The 15,653-nt window shown below is 65.8% G+C and carries 15 protein-coding genes and 1 tRNA gene; 12 read left to right on the top strand and 4 right to left on the bottom strand.

Features of this window, described 5'->3' with window-relative positions:
• Positions 1-250: 250 nt before the first annotated feature.
• Positions 251-340: transfer RNA gene (locus GR316_RS02815), tRNA-Ser, on the top strand.
• A 206-nt stretch (positions 341-546) separates the two neighbouring features.
• Here the strand turns inward: GR316_RS02815 and GR316_RS02810 are convergent.
• From GR316_RS02810 to GR316_RS02795, 4 genes are read right to left on the bottom strand one after another with little or no spacing between them, the layout of a single operon-like run.
• Entirely contained in the window at positions 547-1,197 is a 651-nt protein-coding gene (locus GR316_RS02810) for a flavin reductase family protein (RefSeq protein ID WP_211784545.1), read from the bottom strand.
• Between the two features lie 39 nt (positions 1,198-1,236).
• The gene (locus tag GR316_RS02805) at positions 1,237-1,917 is read right to left on the bottom strand and encodes an AroM family protein (protein WP_211784544.1); all 681 of its coding nucleotides are present in this window, start codon (positions 1,915-1,917) and stop codon (positions 1,237-1,239) included.
• Complete coding sequence (locus GR316_RS02800) at positions 1,914-3,470, bottom strand: hydantoinase/oxoprolinase N-terminal domain-containing protein (protein WP_211784543.1); 1,557 nt, start codon at positions 3,468-3,470, stop codon at positions 1,914-1,916. Before GR316_RS02800 ends, GR316_RS02805 begins: the two co-directional genes overlap by 4 nt.
• Complete coding sequence (locus GR316_RS02795; protein WP_211784542.1) at positions 3,467-4,588, bottom strand: DUF917 domain-containing protein; 1,122 nt, start codon at positions 4,586-4,588, stop codon at positions 3,467-3,469. Before GR316_RS02795 ends, GR316_RS02800 begins: the two co-directional genes overlap by 4 nt.
• Before the next feature lie 397 nt (positions 4,589-4,985).
• Here GR316_RS02795 and GR316_RS02790 point away from each other — a divergent pair, with 397 nt between their 5' ends.
• From GR316_RS02790 to GR316_RS02740, 11 genes are all read left to right on the top strand, one after another.
• Positions 4,986-6,557, top strand: coding sequence for an ABC transporter substrate-binding protein (locus GR316_RS02790; RefSeq protein WP_211784541.1), 1,572 nt, complete (start codon positions 4,986-4,988; stop codon positions 6,555-6,557).
• A 52-nt stretch (positions 6,558-6,609) separates the two neighbouring features.
• The gene (locus GR316_RS02785) at positions 6,610-7,620 is read left to right on the top strand and encodes an ABC transporter permease (RefSeq protein ID WP_211784540.1); all 1,011 of its coding nucleotides are present in this window, start codon (positions 6,610-6,612) and stop codon (positions 7,618-7,620) included.
• 10 nt (positions 7,621-7,630) lie between these two features.
• Positions 7,631-8,530, top strand: coding sequence for an ABC transporter permease (locus tag GR316_RS02780; RefSeq protein WP_249218801.1), 900 nt, complete (start codon positions 7,631-7,633; stop codon positions 8,528-8,530).
• Positions 8,527-9,537 carry an ABC transporter ATP-binding protein gene (locus GR316_RS02775; RefSeq protein ID WP_211784539.1) on the top strand — a complete coding sequence of 337 codons (1,011 nt, stop codon included), beginning with the start codon at positions 8,527-8,529 and terminating at the stop codon, positions 9,535-9,537. The genes GR316_RS02780 and GR316_RS02775 overlap by 4 nt, the downstream gene beginning before the upstream one ends.
• A 1-nt stretch (position 9,538) precedes the next feature.
• Positions 9,539-10,507: an ABC transporter ATP-binding protein gene (locus GR316_RS02770; protein WP_211784538.1), complete on the top strand. Its 969-nt coding sequence runs from the start codon at positions 9,539-9,541 to the stop codon at positions 10,505-10,507.
• Complete coding sequence (locus tag GR316_RS02765) at positions 10,504-11,463, top strand: LysR family transcriptional regulator (RefSeq protein ID WP_211784537.1); 960 nt, start codon at positions 10,504-10,506, stop codon at positions 11,461-11,463. The genes GR316_RS02770 and GR316_RS02765 overlap by 4 nt, the downstream gene beginning before the upstream one ends.
• Before the next feature lie 264 nt (positions 11,464-11,727).
• Complete coding sequence (locus GR316_RS02760) at positions 11,728-12,390, top strand: TetR/AcrR family transcriptional regulator (protein WP_211784536.1); 663 nt, start codon at positions 11,728-11,730, stop codon at positions 12,388-12,390.
• Positions 12,387-13,157: an ABC transporter ATP-binding protein gene (locus GR316_RS02755; protein WP_211784535.1), complete on the top strand. Its 771-nt coding sequence runs from the start codon at positions 12,387-12,389 to the stop codon at positions 13,155-13,157. The genes GR316_RS02760 and GR316_RS02755 overlap by 4 nt, the downstream gene beginning before the upstream one ends.
• The gene (locus GR316_RS02750) at positions 13,154-13,864 is read left to right on the top strand and encodes an ABC transporter ATP-binding protein (RefSeq protein WP_211784534.1); all 711 of its coding nucleotides are present in this window, start codon (positions 13,154-13,156) and stop codon (positions 13,862-13,864) included. The genes GR316_RS02755 and GR316_RS02750 overlap by 4 nt, the downstream gene beginning before the upstream one ends.
• Positions 13,864-14,718: a branched-chain amino acid ABC transporter permease gene (locus GR316_RS02745; RefSeq protein WP_211784533.1), complete on the top strand. Its 855-nt coding sequence runs from the start codon at positions 13,864-13,866 to the stop codon at positions 14,716-14,718. Before GR316_RS02750 ends, GR316_RS02745 begins: the two co-directional genes overlap by 1 nt.
• A gap of 3 nt (positions 14,719-14,721) precedes the next feature.
• Positions 14,722-15,627, top strand: coding sequence for a branched-chain amino acid ABC transporter permease (locus GR316_RS02740; RefSeq protein WP_211784532.1), 906 nt, complete (start codon positions 14,722-14,724; stop codon positions 15,625-15,627).
• Positions 15,628-15,653 lie beyond the last annotated feature (26 nt).

The raw sequence follows: 15,653 nt of genomic DNA, 5'->3' as shown, positions 1-15,653 counted from the left end.
TCCGCGTCCTTTGGCCCCGGTTTCCCGATGTTGCTTGCCGTCGGACAGCGCACCCCGAGGGGCGTCAATGAAAAAAGGTCTGCGCATCCGTGAATGGCAGACCTCGCGTATATCGATCAGACAGCCCCCGATGTCAACCGGTTTGCACTTGGCGCCGTGCTTCGTGCAAAAATCGGCGGGATCGGGACATTACCCTCTTGCCACTGGGGCATAGCGCCGGTAAATGCCCCTCCACGACGACCCCTGACGCGGAGAGGTGGCAGAGTGGTCGAATGCGGCGGTCTCGAAAACCGTTGTCGGTGTGAGCCGACCCAGGGTTCGAATCCCTGTCTCTCCGCCACATTTCCTTTGCTTGCGATTGGATCTTCAGGGGTGTTGCGCCGCTATCTGCGCATGAACGTCTTCGGCGAGCCAAATTCAACGACATCGCCGACAAAGCATCACACCGCTGGCATGCCAGCGGTGCAAATCCCCTACGACCGCTGGCCGCATATGCTGCGCGAAACTCGGGCGAAGCTGGAGGACGGCCCTACCGGGCCACCCCCATCACTCCGGCCGTTCGACGGGCTGCACCAAGCCCGCGTCCCAATCCTCGGGCTGCCAGCGCCGCTTGGAGAAGACCTCGTTCACCGGGGTGTAGAGATCGGCATAGAGGCGGCCGACCACGTCGTATCGCTCCTGATCGAGATACAGCTTTTCGGGGTCCACCAGTCCGTCGCGGACGTGCATCGTCAGGATCTCGGCCACCACCAAATCACGGCCCTTGCTAAGTTGCAGCGTCACGGTGCGGCGGCACTCGAAGGACACCGGCGCTTCCCCGATGCGCGGCGGCTTGACCAAGCGGCTGGGCACGGGGGTGAAACCGGCGCGTTCGAACTCGTCCACCTCGGGCGGGAAATCGATGGCGCAGATGTTCATGCCGTTGACGATGCTCATGTCGACCATGTTCACCACGAATTCGCCACTGTCTTCGATGATGCGGGCCGTATCGCGCTTGGTGCCGTCGTCGCGCCGGGCAAAGCCGATCACGCAAGTGGCCGGATCTTCGCCGAAGACATTGAAGAAGCTGAACGGTGCCGCGTTCAGCGTGCCGTCCGCATCCACGGTCGAGATCAGCGCGATCGGGCGCGGCGTCACCGTGGCGCTGAGCATCTTGTAGCGGTCTTTGGGAGTGAGCCGAGCGAGGTCGAGTTCCATGGTCATCGCTTTCAGGTTCGAAAAATGGGGGAACGAGGCTCAGGCCCCGGCAAGTTCGGCGGCGAAGCGTCCGCAGATGGCTGCCGCCAGAATCGCCTGCGCACCGTGGATGCTGGCGGCAAGCTGGCGGCTGGCGCGGGTGTAGCTGATGCAGTCATGCACCACGAGATCGGGGGACTGTGCCGCCATCTCGGCCGCAGCGGCGCGGATCGTCGCCTCGTCCGCGTCGGGCTGCAGGGGCACGGCGAAACAGGTGCGGCCGGGCCGTTTCCAGCGCGCCAAGCAAGCGTCGGCCTGCGCGGGCGTGGGGATGAAGACCCCCAATCGCCCCTCGCCCGGCAGGCAGCCATCCACCGCCCCGGTGATCAGGTCCGAGGCGAAATGCACCCCCGGCGCTTCCAGCCCGGCGAACTTGCCGGTGCAGGCGATCACGGCGACGTCCACCTTCTCGCGCGCCATGTCCTTCAGCCGGTCGCGCATCCCCTCGGTCACGACGGCCTTGCTGATGAGGATCGAGCGCCCGTCCGGCAACGTGGTATAAAGCGTATCGCGGTCGCTGGTGGGGGCCGCGGCGGCAAGGCCGGCATCGTCCAAATGGTCCAGCGCGCCCATCACCTTCAACTCGGCCACGTCTTCGGGCAGGACATGGCGGAACTCGTCCTGAAGGGCGGGTCGGGGCGACTGCCCGACCACCAGCAGGCCCACGACCGGCCGAGTCATGCGGGGACCTCTTGCGTCAGCGCGGCCGCCTCGCCGACCACCCGCACGCGGGTGCGGATCGCCCGGCCCGGCAGGTAAGACAAAGGCAGATCCTCGATATCGATGACCTTGATCGTCTTTTCGTCCGCACCGGCCGCGATGGCCGAGGCGATGGCCGCCTTGCGAGCCTCTTCGATGGCATCGTCGCGATCCATGTCGCGGTAGATGCGGTCGGTTTCGCCCGAAATCTGCGCCATGGCGGCCCCTACGGCATTGGCCACGCCGCTATGTTCCACTTGGATCACCTCGGAGATGCCGGGCACCGCCTGCGGGATCAACATGGCGCCGCCGCCCACCGCCAGCAGTGGCACCTCGGTCGCGTCGGTCTTCATCCGGTCCACGGATTCGGCGATGCTGCCATGGATGCGCGCCAGCGCGGCCTTGACGAAATCGGCCGGCAGGCCCGCCACCTTGGACGGATCGCCCAGCGTCATCAGCCCGGCGGCCACGGCGATGTCGGTCGCGGTGATCTGCGACCCACCGAAGACCAGCGCCTCTTGCCCCAGCCGATAACCGACCGATTCCGGGCCGACCGTCACCGGATCGCGGCCGATCTTCGTGCCACCGCCCACGGCGATGGACAGCAGATCGGGCATGCGGAACAGGGTCCGCACCCCGCCTACCTCGACCACGTTGTTCGCCTCGCGGGGGAATCCGTTGATCAGGCAGCCGATATCGGCCGTGGTGCCGCCCACGTCGCAGACCATGGCGTTTTCCACCCCGGCCAGCAGCGCCGCGCCCCGCATCGAATTGGTCGGCCCCGAGGCGAACGAGAAGACCGGATATTCGCGCGCCGCGTCAGCCCGCACCACGGTGCCGTCGTTCTGGGTGATGAACAGCTGCGCGCCAAGGCCGCTATCGGCCACGGCATCTACGAAGGCCTGCGTCGTCTCTTGTGCCAGCCCGATCAACGAGGCGTTCATCAGCGCCACGTTCTCACGCTCCAGCAGGCCGATGCGGCCAAGGGTGGAGGACATGGTGACATGGACGCCGGGTGCCTCGTTGCGCACGATCTCGGCCGCGCGCTCCTCGCAGCTTGCGGTCAGCGGCGAGAAAGTCGCTGAGATCGCCACGGCCTTCACCCCGTCCTTGGCGATCTGCCGCGCGGCGCGGGCGATGGCCTGCTCGTCCATCGGGAACAGCGGGCGACCGTCATATTCATGGCCGCCTTCGACCAGATAGACGCCGCCATTGACCTTCGCGGCCAAATCCTTCGGCCAATCGCAGAACGGCACCAAACTGGCCGAGGCGGGCAGCGACACGCGGATTGCGGCGGCGCGGCCAAGGTTGCGGCGCTCGACGACGGCGTTGGTGAAATGCGTCGTGCCGATCATCACGGCCACCACGTCGCGCGCGGCGTCACCGGCTTGGGCGATCACTTCCTTCAGGGCGGTGCGCACGCCGCTCGTGACATCGGCCGTGGTGAAGGTCTTGACCGCCGCGATGACCTTGTCGCCATCCAGCAGGGCCGCATCCGTGTTGGTGCCGCCGACATCGATCCCGATGCGTTTCATGTGTTAGACTCCTCGAAGACCGATTTGAATTCCAGATCGAAACCGAAGGCCCGCGGGCCGACGGCGGCGATGCCCTTTTCGCTGAGGAAAACCGCCGGGGCCGGCAGCGCCAGCACGCTGACCCGCTGGCCAAAGCGCAAGGCGTCCGTGCCGATGCCGTCGCCCGATACCGTGTCCAGCAGACAGATCAGATCCGGCGTCATCACGATCGGCTCTCCGTCCAGATAGGCCACCGAGAATTCATTCTGGAAATGCACCAGCAGTTCCTTGCCGGCAAAGCCGTCCAGCCCCTCGATCCGCGTCTGGCCGCGCAGGAAGCCTTCGGTGGTGCGGCGTTCGATATCCACCACCTTGCCGTCGAAAAGGCGCATCCCCTTGGTCGAGGACAGGACCGCCTCGATCGGATCGGAATGCTCGGCCCGGGCCTTCAGCACGTTGGTCCCAAGGCTGATCGCCTTCGAAACCGAATACAGAACGCCGTGCTGCTTGACCTCCGCACCCGAGCGGGGCGCCTTGCAGGTGGCCGCGACCGAACCGATCTCGGTGCAGGCCTTGCGCGAGATGCGCTCCATCCACCGCCACGAGGCGGCGCGGGGGATGATCACCTCGTTGTCGCGGATGTCCGCCATGGTCAGCGGGTAGCAGCGCAGCCCAGCCACCGCGACCGAGGTCATCTGCGCCTCGGGATATGCGCGGCCCATGGTGTCGGCATCCACCACCGGATAACCGGTCAGCGCGGCGACCATCATCGGGTGCACGCCATTGCCGCCGCCGATCTCCAACGCCATGACGGCGTCGAACTTGCGGCCGAGGTATTCCTCCATCATGCGCAGGGGCTTCAGCGCGAATTCGGGGTCCGACAGGCGTTCCTGCCCGACCAGCGGCGCGCCCATGTTCGACAGCACCGCCACCAGCGCATTGTCGTCCAGCATCAGCGGATCCATCAGCGTGACCTGACGCCCGGCCTCGTACAAGAGGCGCATGTTCAGAAGCTTCTGGTATGGATCGCCGCCGCCGCCCGTCCCGAGGATCCACGCGCCGACCGCCAGCGCCTCGATGTCATCGGATGTCAGGGTTCTGTGGGTCTGGCTGGGAGACCTCTGGGCCAAGGTGTTCATGTGTCATCCTCTCGCACGGGCACCGACCGCCGAACGGTCGCGAAACCTCATATTGACCCGAAGGTGGGCCATCGTTGTGTGCAATTTCCGCTTCCCCGCCCCGTTTCCGCAAATAGCGTTTTGCTATGGCGCAGATCGCTGGGGCCTATGCCGCGGCCGCCGCACACGGAACGTTCGCAGAACGATGGGAAAAGAGCGGGCAGTTTCGGCCCGGCCCGCTCAACTTATGGGCGACCGAAAATCGAAACATAACCCAGACTGATATGGGTCATCGGGAATTGCTGTTTTTCCTGAAGGGTCTGTTCTGAATTGATGGGTCTTGCAGGCAAGCTCGTCAGATCGGGCTTCCCTCGCCGATATCGGCCCGCAGCTGGGCCCCGTAGACGGGAGAGCAGACGTGACTTTCAAACTGTTGACCTCGGCCGCGGCCCTTCTGGCCATGCTGGCCTCGCCAGCATCGGCCGTCGAGAAGCGCGACGGCAAATATTGGATGGTGGTGGGAAGCCGGCAAGCGGTGTCGCATATCGACCCCGGCCAGTCCTACGACTATTCCATCCGCATGATGACGCTGGCCCTCTATGACGGCCTCGTGAAATACACCGGAAACCCGCCCGAAGTCGAACCTTGGCTGGCCACGGACTGGACGACATCCGACGATGGCCTCGTCTGGACGTTCAACTTGGCCCCCGAGGCGACGTTCCACAACGGCGACCCGGTCACCGCCGAGGCGGTCGTCTATTCCTACAAGCGGGTTCTGGAACTGAACGAGGGCGCCTCTTGGATGCTGTCGGACATCCTTCGGCCCGAGAACATCAAGGCGCTGGACGAGCATACGGTGGAATTCACGCTGGACCGCGCCTATGCGCCGTTCCTGTCGTTCCTGCCGTGGTGGTTCATCGTGAACCCTGCCCAAGTCGAAGCCCACGAGGTGGATGGCGACTATGGCAAAGCATGGCTGGCGGAGCATGACGCCGGCTCCGGCCCCTTCACGATGGAGCGTTTCGACCAGGGCACCGCCTATTGGTTGGCCCGCGACGACGATTACTGGAAGGGCTTCCCGTATGACTCGGACGATATGGGCGGCGTGATCTACCGCATCATTCAGGAAAGCTCCTCCCAGCGTGCGGCGCTGATGTCGGGCGAGGCCGACCTCGTCAGCGATCTGACGCCCGAGGAATTCGACGTCGTCGCCCAACGTCCCGATATCGAGGTCACATCCTCGCAGACGCTGGCGACCTTCGGTCTGAAGATCAACACGCAGGGCGAGAAGATGCACGACATCAACCTGCGCAAGGCCGTGGCCTATGCATTCGATTACGACACGCTGCTGCAGATCTACAACGGCAAGGCGACGCTTCAGACCTCGCCCTTCGCCGATGCGATCAAGGGCAAGGTCGATATCGACATGCCGCGCCAAGACATGGACAAGGCCCGCGAATATCTGGCCAAGACGCCTTGGCCCGATGGCGGGATCACTCTGGAATACGTCTATGTGCAGGGCCTCGAAGAACAACGCCAGATGGGCCTGTCGCTGCTGAACAGCCTGAAGGATCTGAACATCGATCTGGAGATGGTCCCGCTGACTTGGGCGAACATGGTGGCCCGTGCCTCCAGCCCCGATACCAGCCCGGACCTGATGGCGGTGTTCGCGACGCCCGTGTCCACCGACCCGGATGCGGTGGCGATCCAGTATCACCCGATCTCGCACGGGAAGTACTATGGCTCGCATTTCATCGAGGATGACGAACTGACGGCGCTGATCGACCAAGGGCGCAAGCTGTCGGACTGGGACGAGCGCGCACCGATCTATGCCGAGATCCAGCAGAAGATCGTCGATATCCAGCCCGAGATCTTCGGGATGCTGCGGATGCGTCAGTTCGCCCACCGCGACTATGTGAAGGGGTTCGTCGATACCCCGATCCGCATGTCCGCCGAGATCGATTTCTACCCGATCTACATCCAGCCCTGATCCCCGCCCGGCGGCCCGCAGGGGCCGCCTGCCCTCCGGAATTGAGACCGAGATGACAAGACTGATACTCAAGCGCTTGGGATTGATGGTGGTGATGCTGCTGGGCCTCGCCGTCGTCACGTTCACCATTGCCAACATCGCGCCCGGCGATCCCGCGCGTCTTGCCGCCGGTCCCGACGCCACCCAAGAGATGGTCGATCAGATCCGCGAGGCCCGCGGGTTCGACGAGCCGCTGCCGCTGCGCTTTGCCATGTATATCGGCCAGCTTGCCCGCGGCGATCTTGGCACCTCGGTCTATACCGGCCGCGCCGTGGCGCGCGACATCGCCCAATTCCTGCCCGCCACGGTCGAACTGGTCTTCTTTGCGATCACCATCGCCATCATCGTCGGCATCCCGCTGGGCGTGCTGGCCGCCGTGTGGCAGAACCGTTTTCCCGACCACGGCATCCGCCTGATCGCCGTGTCCGGTGCGGCGCTGCCGATGTTCTGGCTCGGCCTTATGCTGCAATGGTATCTGGCGCTGCAGCTCGGCTGGTTTCCCCTTGGCGGTCGGCTGGGGGTCTTCGACGACGTTCCGCCACAGTTCACCGGGATGATCACCGTCGATGCGCTGCTAAACGGCGACCCGAGCACCGCCCTGACTGCCCTTTGGTACATGGTCCTTCCCGCCGCCGCGCTGAGCCTGCCGGCGCTGGCCGCGATCATCCGCGTCAATCGCGCCGAGATGCTGGAGGTATTGGGCCGCGATTACGTCATCAATGCCAAGGCGCAAGGCATCGGCCCCTTCCGCATCATCGCGGTCTATGCGCTGAAGAACGCCATCCTGCCGACGCTGGCGATGATCGGCCTGCGCTTCGGCTGGATGCTGGGCGGTACCGTGCTGGTCGAGGGCGTCTTCGACTTTCCCGGCATCGGGCTCTACGCCGCCAAGGCCGCCGTCTCGTCGGATTTCGAGCCGATCATGGCGGTGACGCTGATCTTGGGCGCGGCCTTCATGTTCACGAACCTGCTGATCGATCTGGCCTATGCCGTGCTCGATCCGCGCGTGCGCAACCAAGTTTGAGGTAGAGCACATGACATCCGCCAGTTCCGCCACCGCGACGCTAGCCGCCCCCCAACGCATGAAATACCGCGAAACCCGCCGGTTGATCCGCACCTATTCACGCAGCTTCTCGTCCATGGTCGGGCTGGTGATCGTCGTGCTGTTCCTTGGCATCGCCGCCTTCGGCCCGCTGCTGGCCCCCTATCCCGAAGACGCCTATGGCGCGGTCGATTTCTCGGCCAAGTTGCTGCCGCCATCGTCCGAGCATTGGTTCGGCACCGATCAGGTGGGCTCCGACATCCTGTCGCGGGTGCTGATCGGCGCGCGCACGACCCTGCAGATCGGCCTGACCGTCACCGGCATCGCCATCCTGATCGGCGTGCCGCTGGGCATGATCGCGGGGATGACCAGCGGCTGGCTGCCCGAGGTGATCATGCGCGTGACCGACATCTTCCTGTCGATCCCCGGCCTGATCCTGGCCATCGCCATCGTCGGCGCGCTCGGCCCCGGCATCGGCAACGCCATGGTGGCGCTGGCGCTGGTCTGGTGGCCCGGCTATGTCCGGCTGGTTCAGGCCAAGACCCTGAGCCAGCGGAACGAGACCTATGTCGACGCCGCCCGCGCCTTGGGCGCAGGCCCCCTGCGGGTGGTCTTCGTCCATGTCCTGCCCAACTGCCTCTCGCCGATCATCGTGAAGGCGTCGATGGATATGGGGCTGGCGATCCTCGGCGCGGCCTCGCTCGGCTTTCTGGGGCTGGGCGCGCAGCCGCCCTATCCCGAGTGGGGGGCGATGGTCTCGACCGGGCGCTCGTACCTGCCGAACTGGTGGTGGTGCACGCTGTTTCCGGGGCTGGCGATCTATTTCACCGTCCTCGGCTTCAACCTGATGGGCGATGGCCTGCGCGACGTCCTTGATCCGAGGCAACGATGATGGAACGCACTCCAATTCTCGACATCCGGGATTTCTCGCTGGTCTTCGACACGTTCGACGGCACCTACCACGCGATCGACAAGGTCAACCTTCAGCTGTCCGCCGGCGAGGCTGTGGGGCTGGTGGGAGAGACCGGCTGCGGCAAGTCGGTGCTGACCCGCGCCGCCTTCGGCCTCGTTCCAAGCCCGCCGGCGCGGATCACCTCCGGCTCGGTCCGGCTGGACGGGCGCGAGCTTCTGGGCCTGTCCGACCGTCAGCTTCGCGGCGTCCGGGGCAAGGACGTGGCGATGATCTTCCAAGACCCAATGACTTATCTGAACCCGGTGTTCCGCATCGGCACGCAGCTGACCGATGCGATCCGCGCGCAATCGGGCGGCAAGGTAAGGCGGGCCGAGGCTCGTGACATCGCCTTGGACATGCTGGAAAAGGTCCACCTGCCCAATCCCGCCCGCCAGTTCGCCGCCTATCCGCACGAGCTTTCGGGCGGTATGCGGCAGCGCATCCTGATCGCCATGGCGCTGGCGGCCAAACCCAAGCTGCTGATCGCGGACGAGCCGACCACCGCGCTGGACGTGACCATCCAAGCGCAGATCCTCGACCTGATGGCCGAGCTGGTGGAGGATATGGGGCTGACGATGATCATGATCTCACACGATCTGGGCGTGGTGGCGCAAGCCTGTTCGCGGGTGGCGGTGATGTATGCCGGCAAGATCGTCGAGGACGCGCCCATCGCCCGCGTCTTCGAGGCCCCGGCGCATCCCTACACCAAGGGCCTGCTCGAGGCCCTGCCCCATCCGTTCAAACGGGTGGAGCGGCTGGCCTCGATCCCAGGCACCCTGCCGGACCTGCTGCACCCGCCGCAGGGATGCCGCTTTGCCCAACGCTGCCCAAGCGCGCATGCGGCCTGCGCCGATCCGGTCGCCTTCCGGCATGTGGCGCCGGATCACACGGTCGCCTGCACCCTGTTCGACGAAGCCCCGATGAAAGTCCCCGCCCATGAGCACTGACATGTTGAGCATTCGCGACCTCGACGTGCATTTCCCGACCCCCGCCGGCCATGTGGTCCGCGCGGTGGACGGCGTGTCGCTGACCCTGAAGCCGGGCGAAACCGTCGGGCTGGTGGGCGAAAGCGGCTCGGGCAAGACGACGGTCGGCAAGACCCTGCTGCGGCTGGTCCCGGCGACCTCGGGCGAGATCAGGATCGGCGACGTGGATGTGCGCAAGCTCAGCCAGAGGGGTATGAAGACCCTGCGGCGGAAGGCGCAGATCATCTTTCAGGACCCGCATTCGTCGCTGAACCCCCGCATGACGATCCGCCGCGCCGTGGCCGAAGGGCTGATCCTGAATACCGACCTCCGTGGCGCCGCCCTGCACACCAAGGTGTCGGATATGCTGGTTTCGATGGGTCTGCCGCCGCAATTCCACGACCGTTTCCCGCATGAATTGTCGGGCGGGCAGAAGCAGCGCGTCTGCATCGCCCGCGCGCTGGTGCTGGATCCCGACCTGCTGGTGCTGGACGAACCGACCTCGGCGCTCGATGTATCGGTGCAGGCGCAGATCCTCGGCGTGCTGAAGGATCTGCGGCTGACGCGTCCGTCGCTGACGCAGTTGTTCATCTCGCACAACCTCGCGGTGATCCGCTTTCTGTGCGACCGCGTGGCGGTCATGTATCTGGGAAAGATCGTCGAGGAAGGCCCGGTGGAGCAGGTGTTCGAGGATCCCCGCCACCCCTATACCCGCGCGCTGTTGTCGGCGGTGCCGGTGCCTTCGGCGGTGAAGCGCCCCGACCGCATCCGCCTGACCGGGGATATTCCCAGCCCGACCAACGTCCCGAAGGGTTGTGCCTTTCACACCCGCTGCCCTATTGCTGAAAAGGGGACCTGCGATACCGTGCCCCCCGCCCCGGTTCCCCTCGGCCCCGACCGGCAGGCGCGGTGCCACTTCGCGGATCAGACGAAAGGTGCACGAGACGAATGAGCTTTCAGCTCGACCGATTGGCGGTCCAACTCGATTGGAACCTGCTGCGCACGTATATGGTCATCGTTCAGGAACGGTCGATCACGGCGGCGGCGGTACGGTTGAGCGTGTCGCAACCCTCGGTCTCGGCCGCCCTGCGGCGGCTGGAGGAGCGGTTGGAACTGCGCCTCGTCGAACGCGGAAGCGGGCAGAACTTCGTCATCACCCGCGCGGGCGAATTCGTCTATCGCGAGGCGCTGGAGATCTATGGCGGCGTCGTGCGGCTGAACGACCTGACGGTCAATGCGGGGCAGTCGCTGTCGGGCAACGTTGTCATCTATCGCTCGTCGCATCTCGAGATGGACCACATCACCCCGGTGTTCGAGGAGTTCCGCCAGCAACATCCGAGGGTCACCCTCTCCATCCGCTCGTCCTCGTGCCACGAGGTATCGCAGGCGCTGCAACAGCGCGTCGCCTCGGTCGGATTCTGCACGCAGATCGACCCGGCGATCCTGCGGCTGCGGGCCCAGCCCTTGCAGGCGCAGGAATTCGGCGTCTATTGCGGCCCCCGCCACCCGCTGTTCCGGCAATCCCCCGTGGACCCTGCGGCTTTGGCCGCCTCGGACGTGGTTGGCTATGAGGAGGACCGCATGGCCGGGGCCTTGTCCGCACTGGCGCTCTGGCGGGTTCGCCATGGGGTCGGCGAACGCTTCATCGCCGCCGCCACCGGCGTGGATGATTTGTCGGAATTGATCGAGAATGGCACCGCCATCGGCTGCATGGCGCGCGGCCATGCCCTGCGCTATGGTGCGCGGCTGTGGCAGATCCCGATCCAAGCGCCCGCCCCGGCCCCGCTGATCGACGTGTTCTCATTGGTCGATGCCGAACGCCACATGACCCCGGTCGAGGCTGCGCTTCTGGATCATCTGGAAACCGCCGGGTTGGCGGCACGACCGATACCCCGCTCGGAAGCCTGACCGGCCTCGGCGGTCGCCCCTTCGCCCCCGCAAACCTTGCAACGCCCGTAGCCACCCCGGTGGCGGTATGCGCTATGGCCGGGGTTGAGGGTGGCTATCTTCGTCTCATCCAGATCGCCCAGTTTTCCCACCCTGCCCACCAAATCTGCCCAATCGCCGCGCACCGCCTGCATCGCGCAAACAAAAAAACAGTCCAGACTGTTTTTTGTTTGAACCACCCCGCCGCCGCCGCCCCACTGGGCACAAGACAAGGCGGACGGAACGATGAACGACGAGAGCACCATCAAGGACGGACGGGAACTGAAGGGCGCGGCGATGCGGGCCCGCCTGCGCGCGGCGACCGAAAAGATCATCGCCGAGGTCGGCGTCGAGGCAGCTTCCGGCAAGGCCGTTGCGGAATATTGCGGCGTCTCGCGCGGGGCGATGCTGCATCACTACCCCACGCGGGATGATCTCATCATCGACACCGCCCGCCATTTCTGGGCTCGCGCAAAGGATGTCGTGATCCGTCAGGCAGAGGATGTCGCCTCGGGGCGCGCCGATGTCCGCAGCTATGTCATGACGCTGTACAACGAGGTGTTCCCGCCGAACGCGCTCGTCACGATGCTCGATCTCGTGGTGCTGGGCCGGACCGAGACCCGCATCGGATCGGCCGTGAACGAGATCCTGACCGAACTCTTCCACGCCTACGAGGAATTCGGCATCCGGGCGCTGTCCGGATCGAACCTGCCCCAAGAGGATCTGCGCGTGGTGGTGACGTTCACCGTCTCCACGCTGCGGGGGCTGCGGCTTCAGAACAATATCGAACCCGACAAGGCCAAGGAGGCCGCGGTGATCGACATGCTGACCGACCTGATCGAGCAGCGGATCGCGGCCGCCCCCAGCGGTTCCGGCACGGCCCCGAAGGCCGCCAAGGAGGTGACATGAAACCTGTACGTATCGAAGTCGACGGCCTGACCAAGAAACTTGGCGGCGTCACGGTGGTCAACAACGTCTCTTTTCAGGTGGAGACGGGGCAGATCATGGGGCTGATCGGCCCGAACGGTGCCGGCAAGACGACCATGTTCAATCTGATTTCGGGCGTGCTGCGCCCGGACGGGGGCAAGCTGCGCGTCAATGGCAGCGATGTGACGGGCTTTCCGCCCTACAAACTGGCGCGGCGCGGCATCGTCCGCAGCTTCCAACTCTCGCGGGAGCTGGACCGGATGTCGGTGCTGGAGAATGTCCTCCTCGCCGCCGCCGACCATCCGGGCGAGCATATGGCAAGCGCCCTCTTCCGCCCCGGCGCGGTCCGCAAGGCCGAGGCGCGTCTAACCGAACGCGCCTACGAGATGCTGGATCTCGTCTCCCTCACCCCGCATGAGGCGAAGCTGGCCGGAACCCTGTCGGGCGGGCAGAAGAAGCTTCTGGAACTCGCCCGCGCGCTGATGGCCGGGGCCGACACCATCCTGTTGGACGAGATCGCGGCCGGCGTCGCCCCCCACCTCGTGGAGGAGATCATCGTGATCGTGCAGAAGCTGAACCGCGACCTCGGCAAGACATTCCTCATCATCGAGCACAATGTCGGTTTCATCCGCGCCCTGACCAGCCGCGTCGTCGTCATGGCCGCGGGCGAGCTGCTGGCCGAAGGCAGCTTCGATCACGTCTCGCGCAATCCGGCGGTGATCGACTCCTATCTGGGGCAGGCCGCATGACCCAGCTGCACCTTCAGAACCTCTGCGCCGGATATGGCGGCGCGAACATCGTGAGCGACATCACCCTCTCGGTCGCATCCGGCGAGATCGTGACGCTGGTCGGCCCGAACGGGGCCGGGAAATCGACGCTGCTCAAAAGCCTCGCAGGCGTGGCCCGCGTCACGCAAGGCCACCTGACGGTGGACGACACGGATCTCATCCCCCTTTCCCCGTTCGAGCGTGCGACCCGCGGCGTCGCCTTCATGCCGCAGGATCGCAACGTGTTCCGCACCCTCACCGTGGCGGAGAACCTCGAGACGAGCGCATGGGGCTATGACGACATCCCCGCCCGCAAGGAGGAGGTGATCGCCCTGCTTCCGACCCTGCGCAATTATCTGAACAAGACGGCCGGGGGCCTGTCGGGCGGGCAGCGCCAGATGGCCGCGCTCGGCATGACGCTGATGTCGCGCCCGACCATCCTTTTGGTCGATGAGCCGACGGCTGGCCTCTCCCCCAACCTCGTGGGCGAGATGCTGGATGTGCTGCAAACGCTGACGCGCCGGGCCGGCCTCGGGATCCTGATCGTCGAGCAGAACGCCCGCGCCGCCCTTGCCCGCGCCGACCGTGCGGTGGTGCTGGTCGATGGCCGTCTGCGCCGCGCCGGCCCCGCGTCCGAACTCGCCGCCGAGCCCGATTTCGGGGCCCTGTTCTTCGGAGATCACGCCTGATGCAGCTTTTGATAAACGCCATCGCCAGCGCGGCGATCCTTGCCCCCGCCGCCATCGGCTTCACGCTGATCTTCACGCTGTTCCGATACACCAATTTCGCGGTGGGCGCCTTCATGACCACCGGGGCCTTCGCCGCCTGGGGGATGAACGCGCTCGGCCTGCCGATCTGGACCGGAGGGATCTTCGCCGTTCTGTTCGGCGCCGCGCTTCTGCTGCTCAGCGACCGGTTGGTCTTCGCCCCCCTGCGCGGGCGCAGCGGCGGCACGCTGCTGCTGGTGTCGATCGCGCTGTCGGTGATCCTCGACAACGTGATCCGCTTCGCCTTCGGCACCCAGATCCGGGCCTTCGATCTGCCACTGGTTCCGCCGCTCACCTTCGCCGGGCTGCGCTTCACGCCCGAAACGCTGTGGGTCATCGGCATCTCCGTCGTGGCGACGCTGGCCGTGGGCGCCCTTCTGACCTTCACCCGGCTGGGCCGGGCGCTGCGGGCGGTGGCGGACAACCCCTCGCTCGCCTCCATCCGCGGGCTGCCCGTGCCGCGCATCGAGGCGGCGGGCATCCTGCTGGCGGGCGCGCTCTTCGGCCTCAGCGGAACGCTCGTGGGGCTCGACCTCGCGATCGAGCCGAATCTCAGCCTCGCGCTGGCCATCCCCGTCATCGCGGCGGCCATCGTCGGCGGCCTCGGCTCCCCCCTTGGGGCGGCTCTTGGGGCGGTGATCATCGGCCTTGCCGAGGAACTGACCGTCGCCTTCCTCTCGGCCCCCTACAAGGGCGCCGTCGGCTTCGTCGTCATCGCGATCGTGCTGCTCGTACGTCCGCAGGGCCTGTTGGGCCGCATCGTGGAAAGGAAATAGACCATGGACGCCTATCTCGTTGCCATCCTGACCACCGCCGCGGTCTATGTGATCCTTGCGATGGCGCTGAACATCCAGTTCGGGCTAACCGGGCTGATGAATTTCGGGGTCGTCGGCTTCTACGGCGTCGGCGCCTATACCAGCGGCATTGTCACCGAGACGCTGGGCCAGCCGATCCTGATTGGCATGGCGGCGGCCCTTGCCGTCGGCGGCATCGCCGGGGCGCTGGTGTCCCTGCTCTCGGTCCGGCTCAGTGGGGATTTCCTAGCCATCGTCACGCTCGGCTTTGCCGAAACCATGCGCCTCGTCTTCAACAACGAGGACTGGCTGACGCGGGGCCCGCGCGGGTTCCTCATCATGACGCGCCCGGTCATCGACGGCTTGGGCCGGGAGGCCAGCGCGTGGTTCATCCTCGGCGTCTTCGTGCTGGTCGCGGTTCTGGCCTTCGTTTTGCTGAACCGGCTGGCAGGGGCGCCGTTCGGACGCGTGCTGCGCTCCATCCGCGAGGATGACCTCGTGCCTGCCACGCTCGGCAAGAACGTCCTCGCCTACCGGGTGCAGGCCTTCATGCTGGGCAGCGCGGTCATGGCGCTCGCAGGCTCGCTCTATGCCCATTACGTGCAGACCATCACCCCCGACAACTTCACCACGCAGATCGCCGTCCTCGTCTGGATGTCGCTGATCGTCGGCGGGGCCGGGAACATGAAGGGCGCGGTTCTGGGCGCGCTGGTCGTGACCGCCATCTACGAGGGGACGCGGTTCCTTGCCCCGCTTCTCGATTTCCTCACCCCCACGCAGATCTCGGCGCTGCGCTTCATCATCATTGGAACCCTGCTGATCGCGGTCGTCCGCTTCCGCCCCGAAGGCTTGCTGCCCGAACGCACGCGGCGCCCCCGGCAGGCCGCCTGACGCACCCCCACCACCGGCGCATCCGG

The organism is Falsirhodobacter algicola (assembly GCF_018279165.1).
GTDB lineage: Bacteria > Pseudomonadota > Alphaproteobacteria > Rhodobacterales > Rhodobacteraceae > Falsirhodobacter > Falsirhodobacter algicola.
The sequence above is the reverse complement of the archived record's forward strand: the minus strand, read 5'-3'. Positions and strand labels throughout refer to the sequence as shown.

Bases quoted from the DNA above. Each gene is read 5' to 3' on its own strand.
- GR316_RS02810 (WP_211784545.1), bottom strand. From the start codon at position 1,197: ATGGAACTCGACCTCGCTCGGCTCACTCCCAAAGACCGCTACAAGATG.
- GR316_RS02805 (WP_211784544.1), bottom strand. From the start codon at position 1,917: ATGACTCGGCCGGTCGTGGGCCTGCTGGTGGTCGGGCAGTCGCCCCGA.
- GR316_RS02800 (WP_211784543.1), bottom strand. From the start codon at position 3,470: ATGAAACGCATCGGGATCGATGTCGGCGGCACCAACACGGATGCGGCC.
- GR316_RS02795 (WP_211784542.1), bottom strand. From the start codon at position 4,588: ATGAACACCTTGGCCCAGAGGTCTCCCAGCCAGACCCACAGAACCCTG.
- GR316_RS02785 (WP_211784540.1), top strand. From the start codon at position 6,610: ATGACAAGACTGATACTCAAGCGCTTGGGATTGATGGTGGTGATGCTG.
- GR316_RS02780 (WP_249218801.1), top strand. From the start codon at position 7,631: ATGACATCCGCCAGTTCCGCCACCGCGACGCTAGCCGCCCCCCAACGC.
- GR316_RS02775 (WP_211784539.1), top strand. From the start codon at position 8,527: ATGATGGAACGCACTCCAATTCTCGACATCCGGGATTTCTCGCTGGTC.
- GR316_RS02770 (WP_211784538.1), top strand. From the start codon at position 9,539: ATGTTGAGCATTCGCGACCTCGACGTGCATTTCCCGACCCCCGCCGGC.
- GR316_RS02765 (WP_211784537.1), top strand. From the start codon at position 10,504: ATGAGCTTTCAGCTCGACCGATTGGCGGTCCAACTCGATTGGAACCTG.
- GR316_RS02760 (WP_211784536.1), top strand. From the start codon at position 11,728: ATGAACGACGAGAGCACCATCAAGGACGGACGGGAACTGAAGGGCGCG.
- GR316_RS02755 (WP_211784535.1), top strand. From the start codon at position 12,387: ATGAAACCTGTACGTATCGAAGTCGACGGCCTGACCAAGAAACTTGGC.
- GR316_RS02750 (WP_211784534.1), top strand. From the start codon at position 13,154: ATGACCCAGCTGCACCTTCAGAACCTCTGCGCCGGATATGGCGGCGCG.
- GR316_RS02745 (WP_211784533.1), top strand. From the start codon at position 13,864: ATGCAGCTTTTGATAAACGCCATCGCCAGCGCGGCGATCCTTGCCCCC.
- GR316_RS02740 (WP_211784532.1), top strand. From the start codon at position 14,722: ATGGACGCCTATCTCGTTGCCATCCTGACCACCGCCGCGGTCTATGTG.